This window comes from Sphingomonas sp. GW821-FHT09B04 (assembly GCF_059418285.1).
The window spans coordinates 190,505-216,423 of record NZ_JBWKPO010000004.1 but is presented as its reverse complement, the minus strand read 5'-3'; the positions used below and the strand labels follow the sequence as shown (position 1 = coordinate 216,423).

Below are 25,919 nucleotides of genomic sequence, written 5' to 3'. Positions count from 1 at the left end.
CGTATCATGTCCAGATGCTTGCCTCTTTGTTCAAGAGCGGGCTTCTGCTCGCCGGCGTATCGGGTGTCGCGGTCTCTTCACAGGTCGTGCAGGACGGGTTGGAGCGCGCACGCGTTCAGGTCGCGGGGCTGACCGCGTCGCCGCCGCAATATTCGGCTCCGGCAAGCTCGGGGCTTCAGTATAACCTCGACCAGTGGAAACGGCTTCAGCAGTCGGATCGCTGGCCGTTCAGCGACTATGCGAACTTCATGCTCGCGCATCCCGGCTGGCCGGGGGAGACCAGCCGCCGCGCCGCTGCGGAGACCTCGCTGGGTTCGGGAGCGGAGGCACCTTCGCTCGTCATCCGTTTCTTTGAGCGTTTTCCGCCTGCGACCGCCGCTGGCCGCGTCCGCTATGCCGAGGCACTTGCCGCTTCGGGCCGCCGTGCCGAGGCGAACGAGCAGGCCCGCCGGGCATGGCGCAACGGCGCGCTTCGCCCGGGCGACGAGAGCGCTATCCTGTCGGGCTTCCCCGGTGCGCTGACTCCGGCGGATCACGACGCGCGCATGGACGCGCTGCTCTGGCAGGATGGCCGCACCGCCGCCGCGCGACAGATCAACTTCACTTCGCCCCAGAACCGGCCGCTGTTCGACGCGCGGCTGTCGATGCGGAGCAACTGGCCGGATGCGCAGGACAAGGCGGCCGCGGCTGAGGCATCGGGCTCACGCGACCCCGGCTACATCGCCGATCGCGCGATGTGGTTCCGCAACAATGGCGCCAGCGGCTCGGCCCGCTCGTTCCTCGCCCGCCAGCGCAGCCTTACCGCGCTGCCCGGCAATGTCGAAAAATGGTACGAAGTTCTCCTCGTCAACGCCCGCGCCGCGGAGAGTGATGGTCAGTACAGCCTCGCCTATGCCATCGCGAACCAGGTCGACGATGCCCTGCCTCCCGGCGCCGATGTCGCCGCGATGGGGCTGGGCATTCGTGACGATTACACCAGCCTCGTCTGGCTCGCCGGCAACGTTGCGATGCAGAAGCTGCGCCGGCCCGCCGACGCGGTGATGATGTTCGACCGTTACTCGCGCGGCAGCCGTACGCCCACGACTCAGTCCAAGGGTCTTTACTGGGCTGGCCGTGCGGCCGAGGCCGCCGGGCAACAGGCCGCTGCGCAGGGCTATTACGAGCGGGCCGCCGCCTTCTCCGACCTCTATTACGGTCAGCTCGCCGCCGAACGGACGAGCCGCGCGTTGCGCGCCCCGCCCTCCTTCGACGGGACCCGTGCCTCGTCCGGCGCACGCACCGCCTTCTATAATCGCGAAGTGGTTCAGGCCGCGCGGCTGCTCGGCACGCTCGGCCGCTGGCAGGATCAGAGCCTGTTCCTGCGCCAGATCGCCGCCGACGCCACCAGCGCCGAAGATCACGTCCTCGCCAGCGAGCTGTCGCGCAGCATCGGCCGTCCCGACCTTGGCGTGATGGTCGGCCGCAGCGCGCTGCTCAACGGCCTCAGCGACTATACCGTTGCCGGCTATCCCTCGGTCCGCGTGCCGCAGGGCGAGGAAGGCTATTTCACAATCATCCACGCGATCGCGCGGCAGGAGAGCCAGTTCGACAAGCAAGCGGTGAGCCATGCCGGCGCGCGCGGGCTGATGCAGCTGATGCCCGGCACTGCGCGCGAGACCGCTGGAAAGCTCGGCCTAGGCTACAACATGTCCTCGCTGACGGTGGACACGGATTACAATATCCGTCTCGGCTCGAGCTATTTCCAGCGGATGCTGAGCTATTATGGCGGCAACTACCCGCTCGCGGTCGCCGCGTATAATGCCGGTCCGGGCAATGTGAACAAATGGCTGCGCGCCAATGGCGATCCACGCACCGGCGCCATCGAGGTGATCGACTGGGTCGAGGCGATCCCGATCTTCGAAACCAAGAATTATGTCCAGCGCGTGCTCGAAAATGCGGTGGTCTATGACCTGCTGCACCCGAATTATGCCCGTTCGCGCGGCCCGGCGCATCTGAGCTGGTATCTGGGCAAGAATCGACCGGGCTGACGTGATCGAGGTCATTCCGTACGACGAAGCGCAGTTCGAGGAAGTCGATGCATTGTGGCGGGCGGTCTTCCCCGAAGATCCGCCGCACAGCCATGCCGTGGTCGCGATTCCTCAGAAGCTTGCCGTCCAGCGCGATCTGTTTCTGGTTGCGACCGAAAGCGGCCGCGTGCTGGGTACGATCCTTGCCGGTTATGACGGGCATCGCGGCTGGCTCTACAAGCTCGCCGTGCACCCCAATGCCCGGCATTGCGGGATCGGCACCAGGCTGGTCCGCGCCGCCGAGAAGAAGCTGACGGCAAAGGGCTGTACCAAGGTCAATCTTCAGGTACGCAGCGGCAACGACGAAGCCGCCCGTTTCTGGGCACGCATGGGCTATGGCGAGGAGCCAATCATCAGCATGGGTCGCCTTCTTTGAGCATGGACCGCCCCAACTACATCACCCTAGCAGGCTATTCGGCGCTCAAGGCCGAGTATGACGCGCTGTTCGGCGGTGAGCGCCCCAAGCTGGTCGACACGATCGCCTGGGCCGCCGGAAATGGCGACCGCTCCGAGAACGGCGATTACATCTACGGCCGCAAGCGGCTGCGCGAGATCGACCGGCGGCTTGGCTGGCTGTCGAAGCGGATGAAGGCGGCCAAGGTGGTTGACCCCTCCCGTCAGGAGGACCGCAGCCGCATCTGGTTCGGCGCTACCGCGACCATCGCGGACGAGGACGACAACCACCGGACCCTCACCTTCGTCGGCGATGACGAGGCCGACGCCGGCAAGGGGTTGGTCGGCTGGAACGCTCCCCTCGCCCGCGCGCTGCGCGGCGCCGCGATCGGCGACCTGCGCCGCGTGATGCTTCCCGCGGGCGAAAAGGAATATGAAGTGATGGAGATCAGCTACCCCGGTTAGCGCTATTTGCAATTAAGATTGACTCGCAATATCGATCATGCTCAGGGCACGCGCAACGCGCTGCCCGCCCTGTCCGGCGACCATAAGGCGGCACGCAGTACAGGGGATTTCCATGAAGACGACCTACGGCTTGCTGGCTACCGCCGCGCTGACGCTGATCCTGCCGACGACCGCACTTGCGGCGCATGAGGAGCCGCCGGCGGACGAGGCGCAAAAGTCCGAAGAGATCGTCGTCTATGGCCGTGGCGAGGAGAAGAATACCCTTGCTACCGGGCTCGACCTTTCCCCGCGTCAGACCCCGCAGTCGATCAGCATCATCACCCGTGAGCAGCTCGAGGATCAGGCAGCGGCCAATGTCGGCGACGCGCTCGGCTACACGACCGGCATCTCGGTCAAGGCAGTCGACCGTGCCCGCAACACGCTGGCGGCGCGCGGGTTCGACATTACCAACTACCAGCTCGACGGCGCGCCCTTCGTCACAGGCAATATCGGGCTGGAGAAGAACAGCAGCGCCACGTTCGAACGGATCGAGGTGATCCGTGGCGCCAACGGCCTGTTGCAAGGGGCCGGCGAGCCGTCCGCGACGATCAACCTGGTCCGCAAACACGCCACCTCGCACGAACTGACTGGCTCGCTCGACCTTGAAGGTGGGTCGTGGAACCGTTTTGCCGCAACCGGCGACATCACCGTACCGCTCACCGCCGACGGATCGGTGCGCGGCCGGTTCGTCGCGCAATATTACCGGCAGGATTCGTTCGTCGATATCGAGAAGTCGAAGGGGTACCTGTTCTATGGCGTGATCGACGCCGATCTCGGTGCCAACACGCGTCTCAGCATCGGCGCGAGCTATCAGCGCGACGAGCGCGACGGCACGCTCTGGGGCCAGCTGCCCTATTGGTATGCCGATGGCACGCGCACCAACTGGCCACGCTCCAAGACCACCGGCGCCGGCTGGAACCTGTGGGACACGACCGAGAAGACCGCGTTCGTGACGATCGAGCAGCGCTTGGGCAACAGATGGTCGCTCCGCGCCGATGTCAGCTATCATGAGCAATTCGAGGAGTCGAAGCTGCTCTGGACCGGCGGCTATCCCGATCGCGTCACCGGCATCGGCATCACCGCCGAGGGCTATTGGTACGAAACGCGTCCCAAGCAGTGGAACGCAAGCATCTCGACGCGTGGCAATTTCGACCTGTTCGGACGCGAGCACGAGGTGATCGTGGGCGGAAACTATCGCCATTTGTCCAACGGCTGGACCAACCGCGATCCCGATCCGGCCACAGTCGCCCCGATCGGCAATTTCAACCTGTGGGACGGCAGCAAGTACGCCGAGCCGCGCTGGGGCAATCGCTACCGGATGAGCGGCTTCGGCACGACCGAGCAATATGCCGTTTACGGCGCGGCCCGCCTCCAACTGCTCGACCCGCTCAAGCTCATCGCTGGCGCGCGTGTCAGCTGGTGGGAACGCAACGAGGAAGTCGCGCTCTACACGGCGGCCCCCTACACCATCAGCCATAAGGGTCGCGTGACGCCCTATGCTGGCCTAGTGTACGACGTGACCGGCAACATCTCCGCCTATGCGAGCTTCACCAGCATCTTCAATCCGCAGGATAGCAAGGATCGCAACGGCAACTACCTGCCCCCGATCGTCGGCAATGCCTATGAAGGCGGACTCAAGGGCGAGTGGATGAACGGACGGCTCCGCGCCTCAGCCGCGATCTTCCGCATCGAACAGGACAATTTCGCGGTGGTCGATGAAGGGTTCTTCGTCCCCGGCACCACCAATCCGGCGATGCGTCCTGCACGCGGCACCGTATCCGAGGGCTATGAAGCCGAACTCGCAGGCAAGATCCTCAGCGGCTGGGACCTGAGCCTCGGCTGGAGCGCCTTCCGCGCCAAGGACGCCAATGGCGAACAGGTGCAGCAACATCACCCCCGCCGCATTCTGCGCATGTCCACCCGCTATGATTTCAGCGGGATGCTCGACGGGTTCAGCCTTGGCGGGTCGCTGCGCTGGGAAAGCGAACCGCCCAAGACCGGCGTGAACCCCGCCACCAAGCTGCGCGAGAATGTCGGCCAGCCCGCCTATCTGCTGGTCAACGGCATGGCGCGCTACAAGCTGAACGACAATGTCTCGCTTCAGCTCAACGTCAACAATCTGTTCGACAAGCGCTACTTCAACAACAATCTCTGGTTCGCCGGCTATGTCTATGGCGAACCGCGCAATGTCCGCGCGACACTGCGCCTCGGCTTCTGATCGGGACTACCGGGCGCCGCTCTGGCGCCCGGTGGCCTTGAACTGGGCCGGGCTCTGCCCCGTCCAGCGCTTGAACGCGCGTGAGAAGGCCGCAGGGTCGGAAAAGCCGAGCCGATACGCAGCGTCCTTCACCGCCAGCGTGTCGCCGCGCATCAGCTTGAGCGCTAATCGGTGCCGTAATTCGTCGAGCACCTGCTCAAAGGTCAGCCCCTCCCCCTTCAGGCGGCGGTAGAGCGTCTGACGGCTGCATCCCATCGCGCCCGCCACGCGCTCGATCCGCGCAGTGCCCGATGCCAGCAGTGGCTCGAGGTGCCGTTCGACCTCGCGCCGGACGCTTTTCTGCCCGTAATGCCGCCGGTAGATTTCACGCGCGATCCCTGCGGCGATGAAACGCAGTGCACTGCCCGCCTTCGACCGCGCCGATCCCGCTCCGGTGTTACCTGCGATCATGTCTTTGATCCCCCCGATCATGGGCAGCAGTGTGCTGCCTCAATAATACGCCTCCGTGGAATCAAGCACAAGGGAGGGTCGCATGAACGCATTCATGCTCGTGCATATCGTCGGAGGAAGCATTGCCCTGCTGTCGGGTGCGGCGGCGCTGACGGTCCGGAAAGGTGGCCGCTGGCACGCGCGAGCAGGCACAGCCTTCTTCGCATCGATGCTCGTCATGACCAGCACCGGTGCGGTGATCGCGATCCTCAAGCCTGAGCGGGGAACGGCGCTTGTCGGGGCCTTCACCGCCTATCTCGTGGTGACCGCATGGACGGCGGCACGCCAGCGCTCGGGCAAGCCGACGGCTTTCGACCATGCGGCACTGGCGATCGCAATTGGTTGCATGATCGGCCAGTTGCTGCTCGGCGTGGCGGGGCTCAACGATCCTGACGGCAAGGTCGATAGCCTGCCCTGGCCGGTTCACTTCGTCTTCGGCGCTCTCGCCCTGCTCGCCGTCACGCTCGACCTGAACTTCCTCCTCAAGGGGCAGCTATCCGGCTTGCAGCGCATCGGAAGGCATCTGTGGCGCATGTCGACGGCGATGCTGATTGCCACCTCGTCCTTCTTCAACGGCCAGCGGGACGAGTTTCCCAAGGCGTGGCAGGGCTTCTTCCTGTGGGACGCATTACCGCTGCTGGTGCTCGCGACGATGATCTTCTGGATTTTCCGGGTCCGCTTCAGCGCGGCCTTCCGCAAGTGGCCGCCGCGGATCAGCTCGCCAGCTTCTTCCCCGCCGCCTTCCAGCGTGAACTGTTCGTCAGCGCCGACGCCTCGATCTTGAGCTTTGCGCAGCCCGGCAGCCCGCGGATGATCGGGCGCAGATTGTCCGCAAGCGCCGGCGGCATCCACGGGTTGAGCACCAGGCGTGTGATCGAACCGAGATCGATCCCAATCGGCAGCGTAAGCTTTGGTTCGTCGAGGCACGTCGCCACGATCCGCCACTCGCGCTCGTCGCTATACCCCTCGCGCTTCACGAACGGCAGCCGGTGCGCCTCCTCAGGTTCCAGCGCCTCGAGTTGCCTGATCTGAAGATAATCGACCGGCCCGGCGACGATGCCCGCATGATCGCGTACCGCGGTCTCAAGCGCCGCCTTCTCGAACTCGATACACACGCCCTCCATCCCCTGGGTGAACACCCGCCAGTGATGATAGGTCTCGCTCGCCATCGCGCAGCACAGCGCCAGCACCGATTTGGCATCGGCATGGGCACGGTATAGTTCCATGAACTCGACGTCGTTGGTGTCGTCCCACTTTGCGGGACTGAGCAGCACCAGCCGCTGGTGGACCAGCGTATCGAGCGCGCTGGACAGCGTCGTGTAGCGCCGCACGAACTTGTTGAGCGTCCGCGTTGCCATCTCAACCCGCCACCCGATCGACGCCAACGCGGTTGACCAGTGGCCGCCCCGCCTCGGCGTCCGACACACTCGTCAGCGTCGTCTCCGCAATCGCGCGCAATGCTTCTTCGGTCAGAAAAGCCTGATGCCCGGTAATCAGGACGTTGGGAAAGGTCAGCAATCGCTGGAACACGTCGTCGCCGACAATCTCGTTCGACAGATCCTCAAAGAACAGGTCGGCCTCCTGTTCGTACACATCCAGTGCCACTCCGCCGATTTTGCGCGATTTGAGGCCATCGATCAGCGCGGCGGTATCGATCAGCGCACCGCGGCTGGTATTGACGATCAGCAGCCCCGCGCGCGCCTGCGCGATCGCCGCCGCGTCGATCAGGTGCCGCGTATCGGGCGTCAGCGGGCAATGCAGCGTAACGATTTCCGCCTCGGTGAGCAGCGTGTCGCGGGATACATACCGCACCCCGATCGCCTCCAGCTCCGGGTCGTTCGCGACGTCGCTCGCCAGCACCTCGCAGCCGAACCCGGCGCGCAGGCTCCGCGCCACCAGCGCGCCGATCTTGCCGGTGCCGATTACGCCGACGGTGCGCCCGTGCAGATTGCGCCCGATCAGGCCATCCAGCGCGAAATTATTGTCGCGTACGCGCGCCCAGGCTCGGGGAATATGCCGGTCGACCGCGAGCATGAGGCCGATGGTGAACTCCGCTACCGCGTGCGGCGAATAGGCAGGCACGCGTACCACATCGATCCTCAGTCGCTCCGCCGCCGCGAGGTCGACATTGTTGAACCCCGCACAGCGCAGCGCGACCAGCCGCACGCCCAGCGACTCCAGCGCGCCCAGCACCCCGGCATCCACCACATCGTTGACGAACACGCACACGGCGCGGCACCCGGCGGCAAGCGAAACCGTCGTCGGATCCAGTCGCGGCTCGAGGAAGACCAGCTCGTGCTGCTGGCTTGCGTTCGCTTCGCTCAGGAAACGCCGGTCATATCCCTTGGTCCCAAACACCGCGACGCGCATGGCTGCTCCCTTTGGCCGGGCGTCAGATCAGCACGCCACCACGTTCACCGCCAGCCCGCCCTGCGCGGTTTCCTTGTATTTCGACCGCATATCCTCGCCGGTCTGGCGCATCGTCTCGATCACCGCGTCGAGGCTGACGACATGGCTGCCGTCGCCATGCATCGCGAGATAGGCGGCATTGATCGCCTTGATCGCGCCCATCGTGTTGCGCTCGATGCACGGGATCTGCACCAGCCCGCCGATCGGGTCGCAGGTCAGGCCCAGATTATGCTCCATGCCGATTTCGGCGGCATTCTCGATCTGCGCATTGGTCGCGCCCAAGGCTGCCGCCAGCCCTGCCGCCGCCATCGAGCAGGCGACACCCACTTCGCCCTGGCAGCCCATCTCGGCGGCGGAGATCGACGCGCGCTTCTTGTAGAGGAAGCCGATCGCGGCGGTCGTCAGCAGGAACGTCCGTGCTCCGGCGGGTGTCGGCGACGCACAGAAGGTCTCGTAGTAGCGCAGCACCGCGGGGATCACGCCCGCCGCGCCGTTGGTCGGCGCGGTGACGACGCGGCCACCCGCAGCATTCTCCTCGTTCACCGCAAGCGCCCACAGGCTCACCCAGTCGAACACCAAAGACGGATCGGACCGCGGCCCGCGCGCGACCAGCTTGTTGTGCAGGTCGCGCGCGCGCCGCTTGACCTTGAGGCCGCCGGGCAGTTCGCCCTCGCCGCGCATCCCGCGCTCGATACACGCCGACATCGCCGCGCGCAGCGAATCGAGGAAAGCATCGGTCTCGGTATCGTCGCGCCATGCAGCTTCATTGGCGCGGACGATATCGGCGATCGTCACGCCCTTCTCCTCCGCCACCGCCAGCAGTTCGGCGCCTGAGGAGAAATTCATCGGCAGCGTCACGTTCGATCGCGGCGCCTCGCATCCGCCCTCGACCACCGCGCCGCCACCGATCGAGTACCAGAAGGTCTCATACGGCTCGCCATCAGGATAATGCGCGACGAAGCGCATGCCGTTGGGGTGCGCGGGCAGGAAGCGGTCGGAGCGGAAGATCAGGTGCCTGCCCTCGACGAACGGCACGATCACCTGCCCACCCAGCGACAGTTTCTGCTCGGACTGGATCGTCGCAACGATGCTCGCCACCGCGTCGGGGTCGACGCTCTCCGGCTCATGTCCGGCCAGCCCCAGGATCACAGCGGTATCGGTGGCGTGGCCCTTTCCGGTGAGCGCCAGCGACCCGAACAGCTCGCACGACACCGACACCGGGATGCCACGATCCAGAGCCGCTTCGGAAAAGGCACAGGCCGCGCGCATCGGCCCGACCGTGTGCGAGCTCGACGGGCCGATGCCGATGGTGAACAGATCAGCCAGGCCGATCGTCGCTTCCACGCGCTGCCGCGCAGCCATTCCCGAACCGTCCAGCATCAAATCCCTCCAACGGGCAGGCGTTTGTCCGCCTGCCCTTACGTCAGAGGCCTTATTCGGTCGGCGCGACGCCCGGCGCAAGCCGGATGTGCAATTCCTTGAGCTGCTTGTCGCTGACGAAGGACGGTGCCTGCATCATCAGGTCCTCGGCCTTCTGGTTCATCGGGAAGACGATGACCTCGCGGATGTTGGGCTGATCGGCCAGCAGCATGACGATACGATCGACGCCCGGTGCCGACCCGCCATGCGGCGGCGCGCCGAACTTGAACGCGTTGATCATGCCCGCGAAGTTGGTGTCGACCTGCTCCTGCGTGTAGCCGGCGATCTCGAACGCCTTGTACATGATCTCCGGACGGTGGTTCCGGATCGCGCCTGACGACAGCTCGATGCCGTTGCAGACGATGTCATACTGCCAGGCGAGGATGTCGAGCGGGTCCTTGCTCTCCAGCGCCTCCAGCTCGCCCTGCGGCATGCTGAACGGGTTGTGGCTGAAGTCGATCTTGCCGGTATCCTCGTCGGCCTCAAACATCGGGAAATCGACGATCCAGCAAAACTCAAAGCGGTTCTTGTCGATCAGCTCGAGCTGGTCGCCGACGCGAGTGCGCGCGAGGCCCGCGAGCTTCGCTGCCTGTGCTTCCTTGCCCGCGGCGAAGAAGATGCCGTCATTGGGACCAAGGCCGAGCGCATCGGCGATCGCCTTCATGCCCTCCTGCCCATGGTTGTTGGCGATCGGTCCGCCGAACACGCCGTCCTTCTGCGTCGCATAGCCAAGGCCGGGGAAGCCCTCGCCCTGCGCCCAGCTGTTCATCTCGTCGAAGAACTTCCGGCTCTTCTCATGCGTACCCGGCGCCGGGATCGCGCGGACCACGTCGCCCGCTTCGACCATCGATGCGAAGCGACCGAAGCCCGAGCCTTCGAAATGCGTGCTCACATCGGTGATCAGGATCGGGTTGCGCAGGTCGGGCTTGTCGTTGCCGTATTTCAGCATCGATTCGCGGTACGGGATGCGCTTGAACGGCAGCGGGCTGACGCTGCGGCCCTTGCCCTGCCAGTTGGCGAATTCCTCGAACACGCCGTGCAGCACCGGCTCGATCGCCGCGAACACGTCGTCCTGCGTGACGTAGCTCATCTCGAAATCGAGCTGATAGAATTCGCCCGGTGAACGGTCGGCGCGCGCGTCTTCGTCACGGAAGCACGGCGCGATCTGGAAGTAACGGTCGAAGCCCGCGACCATCAGCAGCTGCTTGAACATCTGCGGCGCCTGCGGAAGCGCGTAGAACTTGCCCGGATGCACGCGGCTGGCGACCAGATAGTCGCGCGCGCCTTCCGGCGACGACGCCGTCAGGATCGGCGTCTGAAACTCGGTAAAGCCCTGATCGATCATCCGCTTGCGCAGCGACGCGATCACATGGCTGCGCAGCATGATGTTGGCGTGCAGCCCCTCACGGCGCAGATCGAGGAAGCGGTTGCGAAGGCGGATTTCCTCCGGATATTCCGCATCGCCGAACACCGGCATCGGCAGTTCCTGCGCGACGCTCTGAATGGTGACGCCTTTGGCGAATACTTCGATCTCGCCGGTCGCGAGGTTCGGGTTCACCGTTCCCTCGCCGCGCGCCTTGACCACGCCATCGATCGTCACGACCGATTCGACGCGCAGCCCCTCCAGCACCGGCAGCGCGGGCGAATCGCTGTCACAGACGATCTGGGTCACGCCATAATGATCGCGCAGATCGACGAACAGCACGCCGCCATGATCGCGCTTGCGGTGAATCCAGCCAGAAAGGCGGACGGTCTCACCGACCTGTGCGGCGGTCAGCTGGCCGCAGTTGTGCGAACGATAGGCGTGCATGGTGCAATCTCTGAGTGACGCCGCCTTCGGGCAGCGAGTTATAAACAGGCGGTCGCGCTTCATGCCCACGCGCCCCTTTGTCAACCCGCTCGCGCGCGTCTATGGGCCTGCGATGCACATTCACGGCCTGATCGAAGACTCCGCAAGTCTCGCCAATCTCTGCACCCGCCTCGCGCAGCAACCGTTCATCACGGTCGATACCGAGTTCATGCGGGAAAACACCTTCTGGCCCGAGCTTTGTCTCATCCAGATCGCCGATACCAATGAGGCGGCGGCGATCGACCCGATGGCGCCGGGCCTCGACATGACGCCGCTGCTCGACCTGCTCGTCAACAATGAGGACGTGCTCAAGGTCTTCCACGCCGGCGGTCAGGATCTCGAGATCGTCTACAACCTCACCGGCAAGACCCCGCACCCGCTGTTCGACACCCAGATCGCGGCGATGGCGCTCGGTCAGGGCGAGCAGATTGGTTATTCAAACCTCGTCGAAACCTATCTCGGCATCACCGTGGACAAGGGCGCGCGCTTCACCGACTGGTCGCGCCGCCCGCTGGATAAACGTCAGATCGATTATGCGATCGCCGACGTGACCCACCTCTCCGAAATCTTCCCAAAGATGCTGGAAAAGCTGCGCAAGACCGGGCGCGGCGGCTGGCTGGACGAGGAAATGGAGCGGATCGCCGATCCCGAAAACTATCGCAACGACCCGGATCAGGCATGGCAGCGCATCCGCATCTCCAGCCGCAAGGCCGAAGTGCTGGGCCGCCTCAAGGCGCTGGCGGCATGGCGCGAGAAGGAAGCGCAGGGCAAGAACCTGCCCCGCGGCCGCATCGTCAAGGACGAGACGATCGCTGATCTGGCCGCGAATCCGCCGCGCAAGCAGGCCGACCTGACCCGCGTTCGCGGCCTGTCGGCCTCATGGGGCGGCAACGATATCGGAGGGCGGCTGATGGCAGCGATCGAGAACGCGGCTCCAATGCCTGCCTCCGAAATGCCCGCGCGCGACGACCGCAAGCTCCCGCTCGGCAAGGAGGGCGCGCTGGTCGCCGATCTGCTCAAGCTCCTGCTCAAGATTCGCGCCCGCGACATCAACGTCGCTGCGCGCCTGCTCGCGCGCTCGGACGATCTCGAAGCGCTCGCTGCCGGCCAGCGCGAGGGGCTCTCCATTCTCAATGGCTGGCGGTTCGAGCAGTTCGGGCGCGATGCGCTCGCGCTGGTCGAGGGGCAGTTGGGGTTTACCGTCCGCAATGGTAAGCTCAAAATGACTCGCACCGAACAGCCCCAAGACTTGGAGAACGCGCCATGATCCGCTTCACCGCTCTGCTGTTGCCCGTCGGCCTCGTGGCCTGCGCATCCTACCCAACGCCCATGCCGGGACCAGTCCGCTGCAATGCAGGGGCCGTCCAGGGCGCTATCGGGCGTGAGGCCGGGCCGCGCGTCATTCAGAACGTCAAGCGCCGCGCCGGTGCCCGCGATGTCCGCGTCATTCGTCCCGGTCAGGCTGTGACAATGGATTTTCGGTCGGACCGGCTCAACGTCGAAGTCGATCACCGCAACACGATCCGCCGGGTAAACTGCGGCTAAACGTTCGATGCGCTGCGGCGGGGTTCAGACCTCCACCGCAGCCGTCAGCCCCAGCGCGCCCGCCAGCGCACGATGGCGCTTCTCCACGGCCTCGCCATACAGCGCGGCGTCGTCGCTCGGCAGCGTCAGTACCAGTTCGTCTTCGGTCGCGCCCAGCGATGAACGGCGCAGTGGCCCGGCGACACCGCCGCTCAGCCGCTGACCCAGCCGCATCGCCAGGCCCCACAGCTTCGCGTGCTCAAGATCGTCGAGGCTCGCGAGCTGGCCGATCGGTGGCGGCGATTCGAATCCGCCACCCAATGAGGTGAACAGCGCCTGCGCCAGCAACGCCCGTCCGCGCGCGTCCATCCCGACCCAATTGCCGTGCAGCGCGATCTCAAGCCCGCGTTCGGCGCGGAATTCGGGGTTGGCGCGCCAGCCGACATCGGCCAGCAGGCACGCCGCGTGCCGCAATCGCGCCAGATCGGCGTCATCGTCGAACAGCGGCGCGATCCATGCGTCCAGCAAGTCGCCATGCTCGGGAAAACGGCCAGACCGCTGCGCTTCGTCGCGCGCGGCGGCGATCAGGGGATCCTCGCGGCGCTGCTCGGCTGTCAGGTCGCCATAGAGCAGGCCCTCGCGCAGCCCGAAGGCCGACGCGACCGTCCCGCGGCTGCCCAGATGCCTGATCAGCACGCCCAGCAACGCTGCGGCGTCCTCCATCGTTGCGATACGCCCCGACGACAGGTTCGGCACCGCGCGGATCTTGCCCTTGCCCAGTTGCTGGATCGTACGCTGCAGTCGCGTCACCGTCGCTGCGGGCATCGGATATTCATGGATCACCGGCAGCGGGTAGCCCGTCAAATGCATGTCGAGCCGCGCCAGCGCGCGCCACGACCCGCCAACGAGGTAAAAGGGTAACCCGGCGCCGCGCCCGGTCCAGCCGGCGTCGTTCAACAATTTTGCGACGGTGCGGTCGAGCGTCCCCTTCCCCTTCTCGCGGATCGCGCCGATGCGCAGCACGCCGAGCGGGAAGGAAACGCGATCGGTTACCGTCCCGGCGACGACGCGCACGAGTTCCAGCGAACCGCCGCCCAGATCGCCGACGATCCCATCGGCCTCGGGAATGCCCGACAACACGCCATAGCCCGCCGCCAGCGCCTCGGCTTCGCCCGACAGCAGCTCGACATCCAACCCCAGCGACTGCGCGATCGCGATCAGCTTGCCGCCGTTCGACGCCTCACGGACCGCGGCGGTGGCGACGGTGCGGATCGAATCGGCTTCCATTTCGCGCGCCAAGCTTGCGAAACGGGCAAGCGCGGTGGTCGCCACGGTCAGCGCTGCCGTGTCGATCGCGCCGGTTTCGGTCAGCGAGCGGCCAAGGCCCGCCATCACCTTCTCGTTGAACAAGGTCGCCGGCAGCCGCGCCGCGCCGTCATAGACGACAAGGCGGATCGAGTTGGAACCGATATCGATGATCGCGGTGCGCTGCGCGGCCGGCGCAGCGCGGGGTCTACGGAACAGAAGTGTGGTCACGCTCACCCGCTACGCTCCGCGCGCCAGCGGCGCAACGAGAGCTTGGGCACCGCCTCGCTGGTTTCGAGCGCCGCACCGCGGCCCGAAAGCGACGGGTTGGTCATGAAATAGCGATGCAGGTTGAACGGCTTGGGGCCGGGATCTTCGCGCACATAGCGGCCATCGCTTTCCAGCTCCCAGCTCTGCTCGGTGTCGATCAGATTTGCGACCATCACCTGGTCGAGCACCTGATCGTGCACCGTCGGATTCTGCAACGGAAGCATGAACTCGACACGGCGGTCGAAGTTGCGCGGCATCCAGTCGGCCGACGAGATGAACAGCTTCGCGCCGTCATTGGGCAGCGCCTTGCCGTTGCCGAAGGCCCAGATGCGGCTGTGCTCCAGAAAGCGCCCGACCACCGATTTGACCGTGATATTCTCCGACATCCCGGCAATCCCGGGCCTCAGGCAACAGATGCCGCGGATCACCAGATCGATCTCGACCCCGGCATTGCTCGCCTCGTACAGCTTCTCGATCATCGCCGGATCGACGAGCGAATTCATCTTGGCCCACACTGCCGCCGGCTTGCCTGCCAGCGCATTCGCGATTTCCTCGTCCACCAGCTCCATCAACCGGTCGCGCAAATGCCGGGGCGAGACCGTGAGCAGCTCGAGATCCTCGGGTTCGACATAGCCGGTGACATAGTTGAAGATCTTCGCCGCATCGCGTCCGATCCGCGGATCGGCGGTGAAGAAGCTCAAATCGGTGTAGATGCGCGCCGTCACCGGGTGATAATTGCCCGTGCCGAAATGGCAGTAGGTGCGGAACTCGTCTCCCTCGCGCCGCACCACCATCGAAACCTTGGCGTGGGTCTTCCAGGTGGTGAAGCCATAGATCACCTGAACGCCGGCGCGCTCCAGCGCCGACGCCCACAGCAAATTCTGCTCCTCGTCGAACCGCGCTTTGAGCTCGACCACCGCCGTTACCGACTTGCCCGCCTCGGCCGCGGCGATCAGCGCCTGAATCACCGCCGATTGCTTGCCCGCGCGGTACAGCGTCTGCTTGATCGCCACCACATCGGGATCGCTCGCCGCCTGTTTGAGGAAAGCGAGCACGACGTCGAACGTCTCGTACGGGTGGTGAACGACGATGTCCTTGGCCTTGATCGCCGCAAAGCAATCGCCACCAAACTCGCGGATCCGCTCCGGGAAGCGCGGCGCATAGGGCGAGAATTTGAGGTCGGGCCGGTCTTCCTCGACGATCATCGACAGGTCGCCGACGCCCAGGAATCCGCCGGTTTCGGTCAACAGCGCCTCGCTACCTCCAAGTTCCTCCAGCAATACGGCCTCAAGCGCGGGGTCGATTCCCTCCTCCATCTCGAGCCGGATGACGCGTCCGCGCCGTCGCCTTTTGATCGCGGTGCGGAAATAGAGAACCAGATCCTCGGCCTCTTCCTCCAGCTCGATATCGCTGTCACGCAACACCCGAAAGGTCGCTGACTTCTTGACGTCATATCCCGGAAAAAGGATTGAAGAGAAGCGCTTGAGAAGTGTTTCTACCGGTACGTATGAAGCTTGCTCGCCCGGCATACGCACGAAGCGCGGACTTGCGGGAGGCAGCAGCACCAGCTCGCGGATCGGCTCGCAGTCGCTCTGGCGGACAAGGTCGAAAATCACGCTCAGCCCCTTGTTGGGAATGAACGGGAACGGATGCGCAGGGTCGAGCGCCTGCGGGGTCAGGATCGGAAAGATCTGCTGCCGGAAATGATTCTCGATCCAGTCGGCGACGTCGCCGACGATCGCGTCGGCATCGAGCATCTCGATCCCGCGCTCACCCAGACCGCGGCGGATTGCGTTCCACACGGTCTGCTGGCTGTCGACCAGCCCACCCGCCTGCTCGACGATCGCGGTAAGCTGCTGCGCCGGGGTGAGACCATCCTGTGAATGCGCCTCCACCTCCTGCATCTGCTGGCCCTTGAGACCCGCAACGCGGACCATGAAGAACTCATCGAGGTTCGAGCCGGAGATCGACAGGAAGCGCAGCCGCTCGAGCAGCGGATGGGCGGTGTTGGTCGCCTCCTCCATTACCCGCCGGTTGAACGCCAGCCAGCTCAGCTCGCGGTTGAAGTAGCGCGCACCCCGTTCGATCCGGGCGTCGTCGTCGGGCTTCAATTGCGCGCGGCTCGACATGTTTCCTCGTCTAAGGTTGCGCGCCCGGCTCTCGGAGAAGTCCGGACGCGGTGAGTGTGGACTTCGCCGCCGGGATCGACAAGCGCCGGTTGCGGCGGCGGCTGGCATCCTCTTCCAGCGCCTCCGCGGTGCGCAGGATCGTCAGGTAATCCCGCTCGATCCGCCGCATCACCCAAGCCACTACATCGGGATTTGCGACAATCTCGTGACGGTCGAGCAATTGTTGCAGGATCTCCGCTGCCAGCACGTCGCCGGGCTGTTCGATGCGCGCCACCGCACTGGCGTTGAGCCGGGATCGCAGATCGGGCAGCTTCACCTGCCAGACCGGCGGCGAGTCATCCGCCACCAGAAACAGCGGACGGTGTGCCGCCTGCGCCTCGTTCCAGGCATGGAAGAGGGCCGTTTCGGGCTGCCGGTCGGCTTCGTCGATCATCGTCCCGCCACTGCGCACCGCCATCGTCCGCGCGAGCAGGCTGCGGCCCGACTTGCGTGGCCCGGTGATGATCGCCGCCATGACGGGCCAGGTCGCCCAATGTTCGAGGATATGGACAGCCTTGGAATTGCCTTCGCCGATCAGGAACTTGTCCTCACGCGCGCCGGCGGGCCGGTCGAGCGGCAGGGAAAACTGGCTCATCCGTCGGTGCTGTTCCCGGCAGCCGGCGGCGGGGCCGCGGGTGCCGGCGCCGGGGCGCCCCGGCGGATGCGGAGGACGCCGGCGCCTTCCTCGACCTGCCAGCCGCGTGCGCGCAGCGCCGCGGTCAGCGAAGCCTGATTGCCGTCAAAGGTCACCCGCATCACCGAAATTCCGCCCAGCGCCATGCTGGTCGTCGTTGCCGATGTCACGCCCGGTGTACCGCGTACCGCCGACTCGCCGCTGTTGAGCGCTGCAACGCTCGGCGTATCGAACTGGACCGTCAGCGCGGTGCCCGTCGCTGCCACCGGCACGTCGGTCGGCTCGAGCGGCGCCTCTTCGCCCGTTTCCTCCACGGGCACTTCGGGTCGCGGCGGTTCGGTGCCGAGCAGATGATCGGTGCGCAACCGGCCCGAACGCAGCGCGTCCTGATAGGCCTGGTCGATTCGCTGGATTCCTGCATCGATCAGCGCGGGCAGCGCATTGCCGTCGTTCACGCGCAGCACGAACTGCGCGATCCGTACATTGTCCGGCCCGTGTCCGGCGGTGAACACGCCGACGATCGGCCCGCCCGGATAGCTGCGCCGCAGCTCGACGGTCGGGATCAGCACGTCGTCGGCGCCATATTGGTCGAGGATCGCGCGCCACCAGCCACGACCGGTGCGCCCGATCTGTCCGGCATTCATCAGCAGCCGGTCGGGCCCGCTGCCCCCCGGACGGACATAGTCGATCCCGCTGTTGCCGGTGCGGAATCGCTTCCATCCCTCGACGAACGCGCTGGTGCCCTCAAACACGCGATGGCTGCCGCCCGAAACCTGTACCGGGATCAGCAGCATCGGCGGCGATCGCATCATCTGCCCGCCCACGCCAAGGATCGACGCCGCGCGGTTGCGATCGAACAGCACGCCGAGCTTGGCGACGTAGCGGTTCGGCCCGATCTGTTCACGCTCGACAACGATTCCCGTCACCAGACCGTCCAGCGCCGAATCGCCCAAAGTCGATCCCTGCCCCGTCAGCCGCTGCGCCAGCATCGTCCAGGCCTTGCGCTGCGCCAGCCGCCAGCCGCCCAGCCGCGCCGACTCCGCGTCCTTGGCGCGGACGTCGATCTCGACCCCGCTCACCTCGAAACTTCCCGAGCTATCGCCTGCATCTGGTGCTTTCGGCGCGGCTTTGTCGGCCTGCGCGAGCGCGAACCCCGCGGTGGCGAGCAGCGCGACGGCGGCGGTCGTGGCGAAGGCAGGGGGCATACGACGCAACATTCGCCGCCCTTTTGGCGAAGCAGGCGTGGAAATCCAAGCGCGATATCGCTAGGCGGCACTCCATGACCGATCCCAAGCCCTATACCTATGCCCAGGCGGGCGTCTCGATCGATGCCGGCAACGCGCTGGTCAAGGCGATCGCTCCGCTTGCCCGCTCCACCCGCCGTCCGGGCGCCGACGCCGATCTCGGCGGGTTCGGCGGCCTGTTCGACCTCAAGGCGGCGGGCTTCACCGATCCGCTGCTGGTGGCCGCGAACGACGGCGTCGGCACCAAGCTCAAGCTCGCGATCGAGCATGACCATCATGGCGGCGTCGGGATCGACCTCGTCGCAATGTGCGCCAACGACCTCGTCGTTCAGGGCGCCGAGCCGCTGTTCTTCCTCGACTATTTCGCCACCGGCAAGCTGGTGAACGGCGTCGCCGAGCGTGTCGTCGCGAGCATCGCTGACGGCTGCATTCAGGCCGGCTGTGCGCTGATCGGCGGCGAGACCGCGGAGATGCCCGGCATGTACGCCGATGGCGACTATGACCTCGCGGGATTCTGCGTCGGCGCGGTCGAGCGCGACCAGTTGCTCGACGGCGCGAAGATCGCACCGGGCGACGTGATCCTCGGCCTTGCCTCGACCGGCGTACACTCCAACGGCTATTCGCTCGTCCGCCGCCTCGCCGCGGACAAGGGCTGGAAGCTCGATCGTCCCGCGGTCTTCGATCAGGACGTCATCCTGCTCGACGCGCTGATGGCGCCGACCCGCATCTATGTGAAGAGCCTGCTGCCGCTGCTGCGCGACGGCGCGATCAACGGCCTCGCTCACATCACCGGCGGCGGCCTGCTCGAGAATATCCCGCGCGTCCTGCCTGAAGGCTGCCACGCTCGCGTCGATGCCGACAGCTGGGCGCAGCCGCGACTGATGGCGTTCCTGCAGGCACAGGGCAATATCGAGCCGGAAGAGATGGCGCGCACCTTCAACTGCGGCGTCGGCATGGTCGCGGTGGTTTCCGCCGACAAGGCCGACGCGGTCACGCAGGCGCTCGAAGCCGCGGGCGAGACCGTCCACCGCATTGGCACGATCGAAGCGGGCCAGCGCGGCTGCACCGTCGCCGGCAGCGCCGAGACGTGGAGCGCCCGCGCGGCGTGGAGCGCGACGCACAACCAATAGTCTCCGTTCGCCCTGAGCTTGTCGAAGGGCTGCTTTTTCTCCTGAGCCGGTGCGAAGAAGAACGGTGCTTCGACAGGCTCAGCACGAACGGTTGGAATGAAACGCAAGCTCGGCATCCTGATCTCCGGCCGCGGCTCCAACATGATGGCGCTGGTCGAGGCTGCGCGCCTTCCGGACAGCCCGTACGAGGTTGCACTGGTTGCCTCGGACAAGCCCGACGCCGCCGGTCTTGTCTGGGCGGCCGAACACGGCATCGCGACCTTCGCCCTGTCGCCGAAAGGTATGCCCAAGGCCCAGTATGAAGCCGCGATCGACACCGCGCTCCGCGACGCGGGGGTCGAGGCCATCGCCCTCGCCGGCTATATGCGCCTCCTCACCGACGATTTCGTCGCACGCTGGCGCGAGGCGATCGTCAACATCCACCCCTCGCTGCTGCCCAAATACAAAGGCCTCGACACCCATAAGCGGGCCATCGAAGCCGGCGATGCGGCGGGCGGTTGTTCCGTCCATGTCGTGACCGAGGAACTCGATGGCGGCGAGGTGCTGGGTCAGGCTCAAGTGTCGATCGTGCCCGGCGACACCCCCGAAACCCTCGCGCAGCGCGTGCTCGCCGAGGAACACCGGCTCTATCCGCGCATTGTCGCGGAATGGCTCAGCAGATGACCCCTCAGGCGGCAGCGGCGCTCGAACAGCTCCGCGCCGCCGCGCTCGCGCTGCCCGAGGCGGACGAGAAGCTCTCGCACGGCATGCCCGCCTTCTTCATCCAGAAGGGCAAGATGTTCGCCTATTTCTGGCACCATCATCACGGCGACGACATCACCGCGGCGATCGTCAAGACCAGCGGGACCGAAGAACAGGCGATGCTGATCGAGATGGAGCCCGATCTCTATTACCGCCCGCCCTATTTCGGCCCCTCGGGCTGGGTCGGCATCCATCTCGGCCCCGGCACCGACTGGGATCGTGTCGCCGATCGCGTCGCGATCAGCTGGGAACTCGTCGCCCCGCGCCGGTTGCTGGAAGCGGGCGGACGATAAGCTATGCCCACCCTCAGCCCTCGAACCAGTCGTCACCCCGGCCTTGTGCCGGGAACCACCGGAAGGCCAGTATTGGACAAGAGGCTCGAACTTCACCGGTGCGGCGCCATGGCCCCTGGCACAAGGCCGGGGTGACGAGACAGCAAAGTCATTGGTTCGCCACCCCAATCCCTTGCCCTTCCCCTCCCCACCCCCCAAACAGGTTCGGATGCTGAAAGTCGCCAGCTACAATATGCGTAAGTCGCTCGGCACCGACCGGCGACGCAGTCCCGAACGTACGCTGGAGGTGCTGCGCGAGATCGATGCCGATGTGATCGCGTTGCAGGAAGCCGACCGCCGTTTCGGCGCCAGGCAGGGCGTCATCACTCCGCATCTCCTCGAAGAACACAGCCCGTGGAAAGCGGTGCAGTTCGGCGTGCGCACCGGCAGCATGGGCTGGCACGGCAACGCCATCCTCGTGCGCAAGGATGCGCAGATCCTCGATTGCGAAATCATCCATCTCCCTTCACTCGAGCCGCGCGGCGCGGTGATGGCTGATCTGCGGATCAACGGCGAGCCGCTGCGCGTCGTGGGCATGCATCTCGACCTGTCGGGACTGTGGCGGCGGCGGCAGGCGCATGCCATCCTGACGCATCTCGACAGTAGCGAGCGCAAGATGCCCACGGTGATGATGGGCGATCTCAACGACTGGACCGCCCGCTCGGGCTGTCTCAAGGATTTCGGCCGGCATTTCGACTTTGCCGAGACCGGCCGCTCCTTCCACGCCCGCCGTCCGGTTGCCCGGCTCGACCGGATCATGGTTTCACCCGGCCTTGCAGTCGCCGCCAGTGGCGTCCACGAAAGCCCTGCATCGCGCACTGCGTCGGATCATTTGCCCGTCTGGGCGTCGCTGGAGCGTCGATGAACGGAGGGGGCAAAGAATGAACGGGGTGCGCGAACGCGAGCTGCGGCTGGCCCTCGTCTGCTATGGTGGCATCAGCCTTGCCGTTTACATGCACGGCATCACCAAGGAGGTGTGGCATCTCGCCCGCGCCAGTCGCGCGCATCGCGACGGCGACACGCCGGGCACCGGTAGCGAGGCGATTTACTTCGCCCTGCTCGACGAGATCGCGGACACCACCGGCGTCCGCGTGCGTGCGCTCGTCGACATCGTCGCGGGGGCCAGCGCCGGCGGGATCAACGGCGTGTTCCTCGCTCAGGCGGCGGCGACCGGCCAGTCGCTCGACCCGCTGACCGACCTCTGGCTCAAGGTCGCCGATGTCGAGGCGTTGCTGAACCCGGAGCAAGGGCCCTCGCATCGCCTTGCCAAGATCTGGGCGCTGCCGATCGCGTGGATGCTGACGCGCGACGATACGACCGTCGACCAGACCGTCGAGCCCGGCGCGCGCGAAGAGGTCCGCGCCAAGCTCGAAAAGTTCGTCCGCTCGCGCTGGTTCGAACCGCCCTTCGGCGGCAAGGAACTGCTGCACATGATGCTCGACGCGTTCGACGCGATGGCGAAGGCGCCCGCGGGACCGCGCCTCCTTCCCGCGGGACAGCCGCTCGATCTGTTCGTGACCGTCACCGATTTTCGCGGTCATCCGGAGCGGCTCAAGCTCAACTCCCCGCCCGAAGTGGTCGAGACCGAGCATCGGCTCGTCTTCTCGTTCAGCGACCATGCCGACGCCCATGCACCCTTCGCGCACCCTGCCGAGCTTGCCTTCGCCGCCCGCGCCACCTCGAGCTTTCCGGGCGCCTTCCCGCCCGCGACGATCGCCGAGCTCGACGCCGTGCTCGCCGAGCGGGGCGTCGAATGGCCGGGTCGCGAGGCGTTTCTCGAGCATGTCCTGCCGCGCCAGCACGCCGCCGGCGTCGCGGACAAGGCCGCGCTGATCGACGGATCGGTCCTCGCCAACGCCCCCTTCCGTCCGGCGATCGACGCGCTCAAGGAACGCCCTGCGCGCCGCCAGATCGACCGGCGTTTCGTCTTCATCGACCCCACACCCGGGCATCGCCTCGGCTTCTACAGCGAAACCCCCGACAACCCCGGCTTCTTCCAGACGATCATCGGTGCGCTGTCGGAATTGCCCCGCCAGCAGCCGATCCGCGACAATCTGGAAGCGATCGGACTGCGCTCGACCCGGATCGAACGGATGCTCGCGATCATCGAGCGCATCCGCGGCGAGGTCGAGACCCAGGTCGAATCGCTGTTCGGCTACACGCTGTTCCTCGACTATCCGACCCCCAAGCGCCTCGCCGCCTGGCGCAGTCGCGCGCAGGTCTCGGCCGCGGCAAAGGCTGGCTACGGCCACGCCGCCTACGGGATGCTCAAGGTCGAGGGGGTGGTCGACCGGATCGCTACCCATCTCCACCAGATCGGCGATCAGCCCGGTCCCGACCGCTGGCGCCGGATCCGCGATGCGGTCGCGGCGGAGATCGACCGCCGCGGCGCCGACGATTTTGGCACCAGCCATCCCGGCTCGGCGAGCGCATCCACGCTCGATCTTCTTCGCGGGCACGATCTCGGCTTCCGTATCCGCCGCCTGCGCCTGCTCGCGCGCCGTCTGACCGAACTCGACCAGGAGCATGAGAATCAGGAACTGACGCCGATGCGCGACGCGATCTACGAATCGCTCGCCGACTATCTCGAATGCCAGCGCGCCGATCCGTTTCTCGGCCTGCGCGAAGCGATTCGCGCTGCTGATCTCGACGCCAGCGCACTGCTCGACAATCTCGCCGCGCGGATGGACCTGCGCACGCTCGATCACGATACCGACGCCCGGCTCTCGGCGGGTCTCAGCGCGCTGTCGAAGGAGATGCGGCGGCCGATGCTGCTCGCCTATCTGGGCTTCCCCTTCTTCGACATCGCGACGCTACCGCTGCTGCAGGGCGAGGGGCTGAACGAGTTCGATCCGATCCGCGTCGACCGCATTTCGCCCGACGACGCGACCTCGATCCGCAAGGGCGGCGCGCGCGCAACGCTCAAGGGCACGCAGTTCAACAATTTCGGCGCCTTCTTCAGCCGCGCCTATCGCGAGAACGACTATCTCTGGGGGCGTCTGCACGGCGCCGAGCGGCTGGTGGACATCCTGCTCTCCACCCTACCCGCCAACGCGACACTTGGCCCGGGCCGGGTGAGCGAGATCAAGCGCAGCATTTTCCACGCGATCCTCGACGAGGAGCAGGATCGGTTGAAGGCGATCCCGACCCTCTTCGCCCAACTCCGCGCGGAAATCGGCTGAGGCTGGCCAATCCGGCCCGCCCGTCCTAAAGCTAACCGAAACGACAGAGGATCATTCGCGCGGATGCAATTTCTGAAGGCATTGTTCTGGTTCCTGATCCTCGGCCTCATCACGGCCTTCGCGGTCACCAACTGGCATCCGGTCGAGATCCAGCTCTGGAGCAATCTCGTTGCCGACGTGAACTTGCCGTTCCTGCTGCTGATCGTCTTCCTCGCCGGCTTCGTTCCGATGCTGGTGCTCTATCACACCGTGCGCTGGCGCAACCGTCAGCGGATCGCGATGCTTGAGCGTACGGTCGAGGAAATGCGTGCGCTCCATGCCGCAGCGCCGACCTCCGCGATGCCGATCCAGCCGGATGCCGCCGAAACGCCCTCCGCACCGCCGCTGGTGACGCTATGAGCAGCCCGATCTACGTCGCGCTCGACACGCCCGATCTGGAGCGCGCCAAGGCCATCGCCAAGCGGGTCCGCCATCATGTCGGCGGGATCAAGCTCGGCCTTGAGTTCTTCATGGCCAATGGCCGTCAGGGCGTGCACGAGATGGCCGATATCGGCCTGCCGATCTTCCTCGACCTCAAGTTCCACGACATCCCCAACACTGTCGGCAAGGCGGTGCAGGCGTTACGTCCGCTCGAGCCCGCAATCATCACCGTCCATGCCGCTGGCGGCCGCGCGATGCTCGAGGACGCCAAGGCTGCCGCGCCCACGGGGACCAAGGTCGTCGCGGTGACGATGCTCACCAGCCTCGACGCGAGCGATTTGAGCTCGATCGGCCTTTCGCCCGATCCGCACGAGCAGGTCGTTCGCCTCGCCGAACTCGCCAGATCAGCGGGCGTGGATGGCATCGTCTGCTCGGGCGAGGAAGTGAAGGCCGCACACGATGCGTGGAAGGACGGCTTCTTCGTCATTCCCGGCATCCGTCCCGCCAACGGCCAGATGGGCGACCAGAAACGCGCCGTCACCCCGCGCGCCGCGCTCGATGCCGGCGCCTCGATCCTCGTGATCGGCCGCCCGATCACTCAGGCCGAAGACCCTGACCTCGCCGCGCGCGCGATCGAGGCGACGCTCTGACCGGCGCGGCGAGTCGGCCGCAAGCCGCCGGCCCGGACCGAACTTTGTTCTTTCTCTGGCTGCTCACGATCGTCGTGGCAGCCATCTTGGTCGCGCTGATGCTCCATGTTGGCGATCCCGGGTCGATCGACTGGTGGTGGGGCGCCATTCCCTTCGGCCTCTGGGTTGTCGGTCCGGCGGTCGTTCCATGGGGAATTGCCCGCCTCCGACGGCGTTCGGGCGTTGCGCTTGTCATGCTGATCTTTCTGGTCGCGTCATCGCTCATGTCCGGAATCGCCTATCACGACGCGCTTTTCCCCCAGACCTCATCCACCGCAGCGCTCGTCCTCATCTTCGTGCCGCTATGGCAATGGATTGCACTCGCCGTCGTCGCAGTTATCGCGCTGGTGGCAACCTCAAGAGCAAAAGAGACTGCGAATTGACGATCGACATCCGCCCGGCCACCGAAGCCGATCTCCCGCACCTGCACCCCGTCGTCGAGCGCGCCTATCGCGGCGACAGCGCCCGCGCCGGCTGGACGCATGAAGCCGATCTCGTCTCAGGCGAACGTACCGATCTCGAAACGCTCCGCTCGCTGCTCGCCGGCGACAGCCGCCTGCTAATCGCGCGCGACGGCGACACAGTCCTCGGCTGCGTCAACATCGCCGACCGTGGCGATGGCCTCGCCTATCTCGGCCTGCTCTGCGTCGATCCTCAGCTTCAGGCCGGGGGTATCGGACGCAAGCTCGTCGCTGCCGCGGAGCAAACCGCCCGCGACACCTTTGCTGCCACCCGAATCGAGATGGCGGTGATCGACCGCCGCGCCGAGCTGATCGCCTGGTATGTCCGTCACGGCTATGTCGCATCGGGTGAGACCCGCCCCTTCCCGGTACCGCTCGATCCGCCATTGTCGATGGTGGTGCTGGTCAAGCGATTGTTCGACCAACGGTAATTGCCCTTGCGGCAAGGGCTGGTTACGCAGGTAACCATATC

General features: G+C 65.9%; 25 protein-coding genes. 16 read left to right on the top strand and 9 right to left on the bottom strand.

Features of this window, described 5'->3' with window-relative positions; all coding sequences use genetic code 11:
* The first annotated feature begins 14 nt into the window (after positions 1-14).
* The 4 genes from AC07NK_RS13960 to AC07NK_RS13945 all read left to right on the top strand — a co-directional run bounded on the left by AC07NK_RS13960 (position 15) and on the right by AC07NK_RS13945 (position 5,181).
* Complete coding sequence (locus AC07NK_RS13960; RefSeq protein ID WP_495171206.1) at positions 15-2,027, top strand: lytic transglycosylase domain-containing protein; 2,013 nt, start codon at positions 15-17, stop codon at positions 2,025-2,027.
* A gap of 1 nt (position 2,028) precedes the next feature.
* On the top strand, positions 2,029-2,442 hold the full coding sequence (locus tag AC07NK_RS13955) for a GNAT family acetyltransferase (RefSeq protein WP_495171205.1): 414 nt from the start codon (positions 2,029-2,031) through the stop codon (positions 2,440-2,442).
* 2 nt (positions 2,443-2,444) lie between these two features.
* Entirely contained in the window at positions 2,445-2,924 is a 480-nt protein-coding gene (locus AC07NK_RS13950) for a GreA/GreB family elongation factor (RefSeq protein ID WP_495171567.1), read from the top strand.
* A gap of 112 nt (positions 2,925-3,036) precedes the next feature.
* A complete protein-coding gene (locus tag AC07NK_RS13945) occupies positions 3,037-5,181 on the top strand; it encodes a TonB-dependent siderophore receptor (protein ID WP_495171204.1) in 2,145 nt (714 codons plus the stop codon).
* Positions 5,182-5,187: 6 nt separating this feature from the next.
* Here the strand turns inward: AC07NK_RS13945 and AC07NK_RS13940 are convergent, their stop codons facing one another.
* Positions 5,188-5,631, bottom strand: a complete 444-nt coding sequence (locus AC07NK_RS13940; RefSeq protein ID WP_495171203.1) for a helix-turn-helix domain-containing protein — start codon at positions 5,629-5,631, stop codon at positions 5,188-5,190.
* An 82-nt stretch (positions 5,632-5,713) separates the two neighbouring features.
* Here AC07NK_RS13940 and AC07NK_RS13935 point away from each other — a divergent pair, with 82 nt between their 5' ends.
* Complete coding sequence (locus AC07NK_RS13935; protein ID WP_495171202.1) at positions 5,714-6,454, top strand: DUF2306 domain-containing protein; 741 nt, start codon at positions 5,714-5,716, stop codon at positions 6,452-6,454.
* Here AC07NK_RS13935 and AC07NK_RS13930 read toward each other — a convergent pair.
* From AC07NK_RS13930 to aspS, 4 genes are read right to left on the bottom strand one after another with little or no spacing between them, the layout of a single operon-like run.
* Positions 6,384-7,028 carry a DUF2971 domain-containing protein gene (locus AC07NK_RS13930; RefSeq protein ID WP_495171201.1) on the bottom strand — a complete coding sequence of 215 codons (645 nt, stop codon included), beginning with the start codon at positions 7,026-7,028 and terminating at the stop codon, positions 6,384-6,386. The two genes, AC07NK_RS13935 and AC07NK_RS13930, sit on opposite strands and share 71 nt — an antisense overlap.
* Before the next feature lies 1 nt (position 7,029).
* Positions 7,030-8,040, bottom strand: coding sequence for a 2-hydroxyacid dehydrogenase (locus AC07NK_RS13925; protein WP_495171200.1), 1,011 nt, complete (start codon positions 8,038-8,040; stop codon positions 7,030-7,032).
* 27 nt (positions 8,041-8,067) lie between these two features.
* Entirely contained in the window at positions 8,068-9,459 is a 1,392-nt protein-coding gene (locus AC07NK_RS13920) for an L-serine ammonia-lyase (protein WP_495171199.1), read from the bottom strand.
* Positions 9,460-9,511: 52 nt separating this feature from the next.
* Positions 9,512-11,308, bottom strand: a complete 1,797-nt coding sequence (aspS, locus tag AC07NK_RS13915) for an aspartate--tRNA ligase (RefSeq protein ID WP_495171198.1) — start codon at positions 11,306-11,308, stop codon at positions 9,512-9,514.
* Positions 11,309-11,420: 112 nt separating this feature from the next.
* Here aspS and rnd point away from each other — a divergent pair, with 112 nt between their 5' ends.
* Both rnd and AC07NK_RS13905 read left to right on the top strand, forming a co-directional pair.
* Positions 11,421-12,614 carry a ribonuclease D gene (gene rnd, locus AC07NK_RS13910; protein ID WP_495171197.1) on the top strand — a complete coding sequence of 398 codons (1,194 nt, stop codon included), beginning with the start codon at positions 11,421-11,423 and terminating at the stop codon, positions 12,612-12,614.
* The gene (locus tag AC07NK_RS13905; RefSeq protein ID WP_495171196.1) at positions 12,611-12,892 is read left to right on the top strand and encodes an I78 family peptidase inhibitor; all 282 of its coding nucleotides are present in this window, start codon (positions 12,611-12,613) and stop codon (positions 12,890-12,892) included. Before rnd ends, AC07NK_RS13905 begins: the two co-directional genes overlap by 4 nt.
* Before the next feature lie 24 nt (positions 12,893-12,916).
* On the opposite strand, the gene AC07NK_RS13900 is transcribed toward AC07NK_RS13905, so the two are convergent.
* From AC07NK_RS13900 to AC07NK_RS13885, 4 genes are read right to left on the bottom strand one after another with little or no spacing between them, the layout of a single operon-like run.
* Positions 12,917-14,407, bottom strand: a complete 1,491-nt coding sequence (locus tag AC07NK_RS13900; protein WP_495171195.1) for a Ppx/GppA phosphatase family protein — start codon at positions 14,405-14,407, stop codon at positions 12,917-12,919.
* Between the two features lie 2 nt (positions 14,408-14,409).
* Positions 14,410-16,575, bottom strand: coding sequence for an RNA degradosome polyphosphate kinase (locus tag AC07NK_RS13895; RefSeq protein ID WP_495171194.1), 2,166 nt, complete (start codon positions 16,573-16,575; stop codon positions 14,410-14,412).
* Positions 16,576-16,585: 10 nt separating this feature from the next.
* On the bottom strand, positions 16,586-17,209 hold the full coding sequence (locus tag AC07NK_RS13890) for a P-loop NTPase family protein (RefSeq protein WP_495171193.1): 624 nt from the start codon (positions 17,207-17,209) through the stop codon (positions 16,586-16,588).
* Positions 17,206-18,465 (bottom strand): heavy-metal-associated domain-containing protein, encoded by a 1,260-nt coding sequence (locus tag AC07NK_RS13885; RefSeq protein ID WP_495171192.1) that lies wholly within the window; start codon positions 18,463-18,465, stop codon positions 17,206-17,208. Before AC07NK_RS13885 ends, AC07NK_RS13890 begins: the two co-directional genes overlap by 4 nt.
* Before the next feature lie 62 nt (positions 18,466-18,527).
* Here AC07NK_RS13885 and purM point away from each other — a divergent pair, with 62 nt between their 5' ends.
* The 9 genes from purM (at position 18,528) to AC07NK_RS13840 (ending at position 25,878) form a co-directional block, all read left to right on the top strand.
* On the top strand, positions 18,528-19,622 hold the full coding sequence (gene purM / locus AC07NK_RS13880) for a phosphoribosylformylglycinamidine cyclo-ligase (RefSeq protein WP_495171191.1): 1,095 nt from the start codon (positions 18,528-18,530) through the stop codon (positions 19,620-19,622).
* 96 nt (positions 19,623-19,718) lie between these two features.
* Entirely contained in the window at positions 19,719-20,285 is a 567-nt protein-coding gene (gene purN / locus AC07NK_RS13875) for a phosphoribosylglycinamide formyltransferase (RefSeq protein ID WP_495171190.1), read from the top strand.
* The gene (locus tag AC07NK_RS13870; RefSeq protein WP_495171189.1) at positions 20,282-20,656 is read left to right on the top strand and encodes an MmcQ/YjbR family DNA-binding protein; all 375 of its coding nucleotides are present in this window, start codon (positions 20,282-20,284) and stop codon (positions 20,654-20,656) included. Before purN ends, AC07NK_RS13870 begins: the two co-directional genes overlap by 4 nt.
* Positions 20,657-20,864: 208 nt before the next feature.
* A complete protein-coding gene (locus AC07NK_RS13865; protein WP_495171188.1) occupies positions 20,865-21,560 on the top strand; it encodes an endonuclease/exonuclease/phosphatase family protein in 696 nt (231 codons plus the stop codon).
* 16 nt (positions 21,561-21,576) lie between these two features.
* Positions 21,577-23,877, top strand: coding sequence for a patatin-like protein (locus AC07NK_RS13860; RefSeq protein ID WP_495171187.1), 2,301 nt, complete (start codon positions 21,577-21,579; stop codon positions 23,875-23,877).
* 63 nt (positions 23,878-23,940) lie between these two features.
* On the top strand, positions 23,941-24,276 hold the full coding sequence (locus tag AC07NK_RS13855; RefSeq protein ID WP_495171186.1) for a lipopolysaccharide assembly protein LapA domain-containing protein: 336 nt from the start codon (positions 23,941-23,943) through the stop codon (positions 24,274-24,276).
* Positions 24,273-24,947 (top strand): orotidine-5'-phosphate decarboxylase, encoded by a 675-nt coding sequence (gene pyrF / locus AC07NK_RS13850; RefSeq protein WP_495171185.1) that lies wholly within the window; start codon positions 24,273-24,275, stop codon positions 24,945-24,947. Before AC07NK_RS13855 ends, pyrF begins: the two co-directional genes overlap by 4 nt.
* Positions 24,948-25,033: 86 nt before the next feature.
* Positions 25,034-25,369 (top strand): hypothetical protein, encoded by a 336-nt coding sequence (locus AC07NK_RS13845; protein ID WP_495171184.1) that lies wholly within the window; start codon positions 25,034-25,036, stop codon positions 25,367-25,369.
* A 2-nt stretch (positions 25,370-25,371) separates the two neighbouring features.
* On the top strand, positions 25,372-25,878 hold the full coding sequence (locus AC07NK_RS13840) for a GNAT family N-acetyltransferase (RefSeq protein ID WP_495171566.1): 507 nt from the start codon (positions 25,372-25,374) through the stop codon (positions 25,876-25,878).
* Positions 25,879-25,919: the final 41 nt, after the last annotated feature.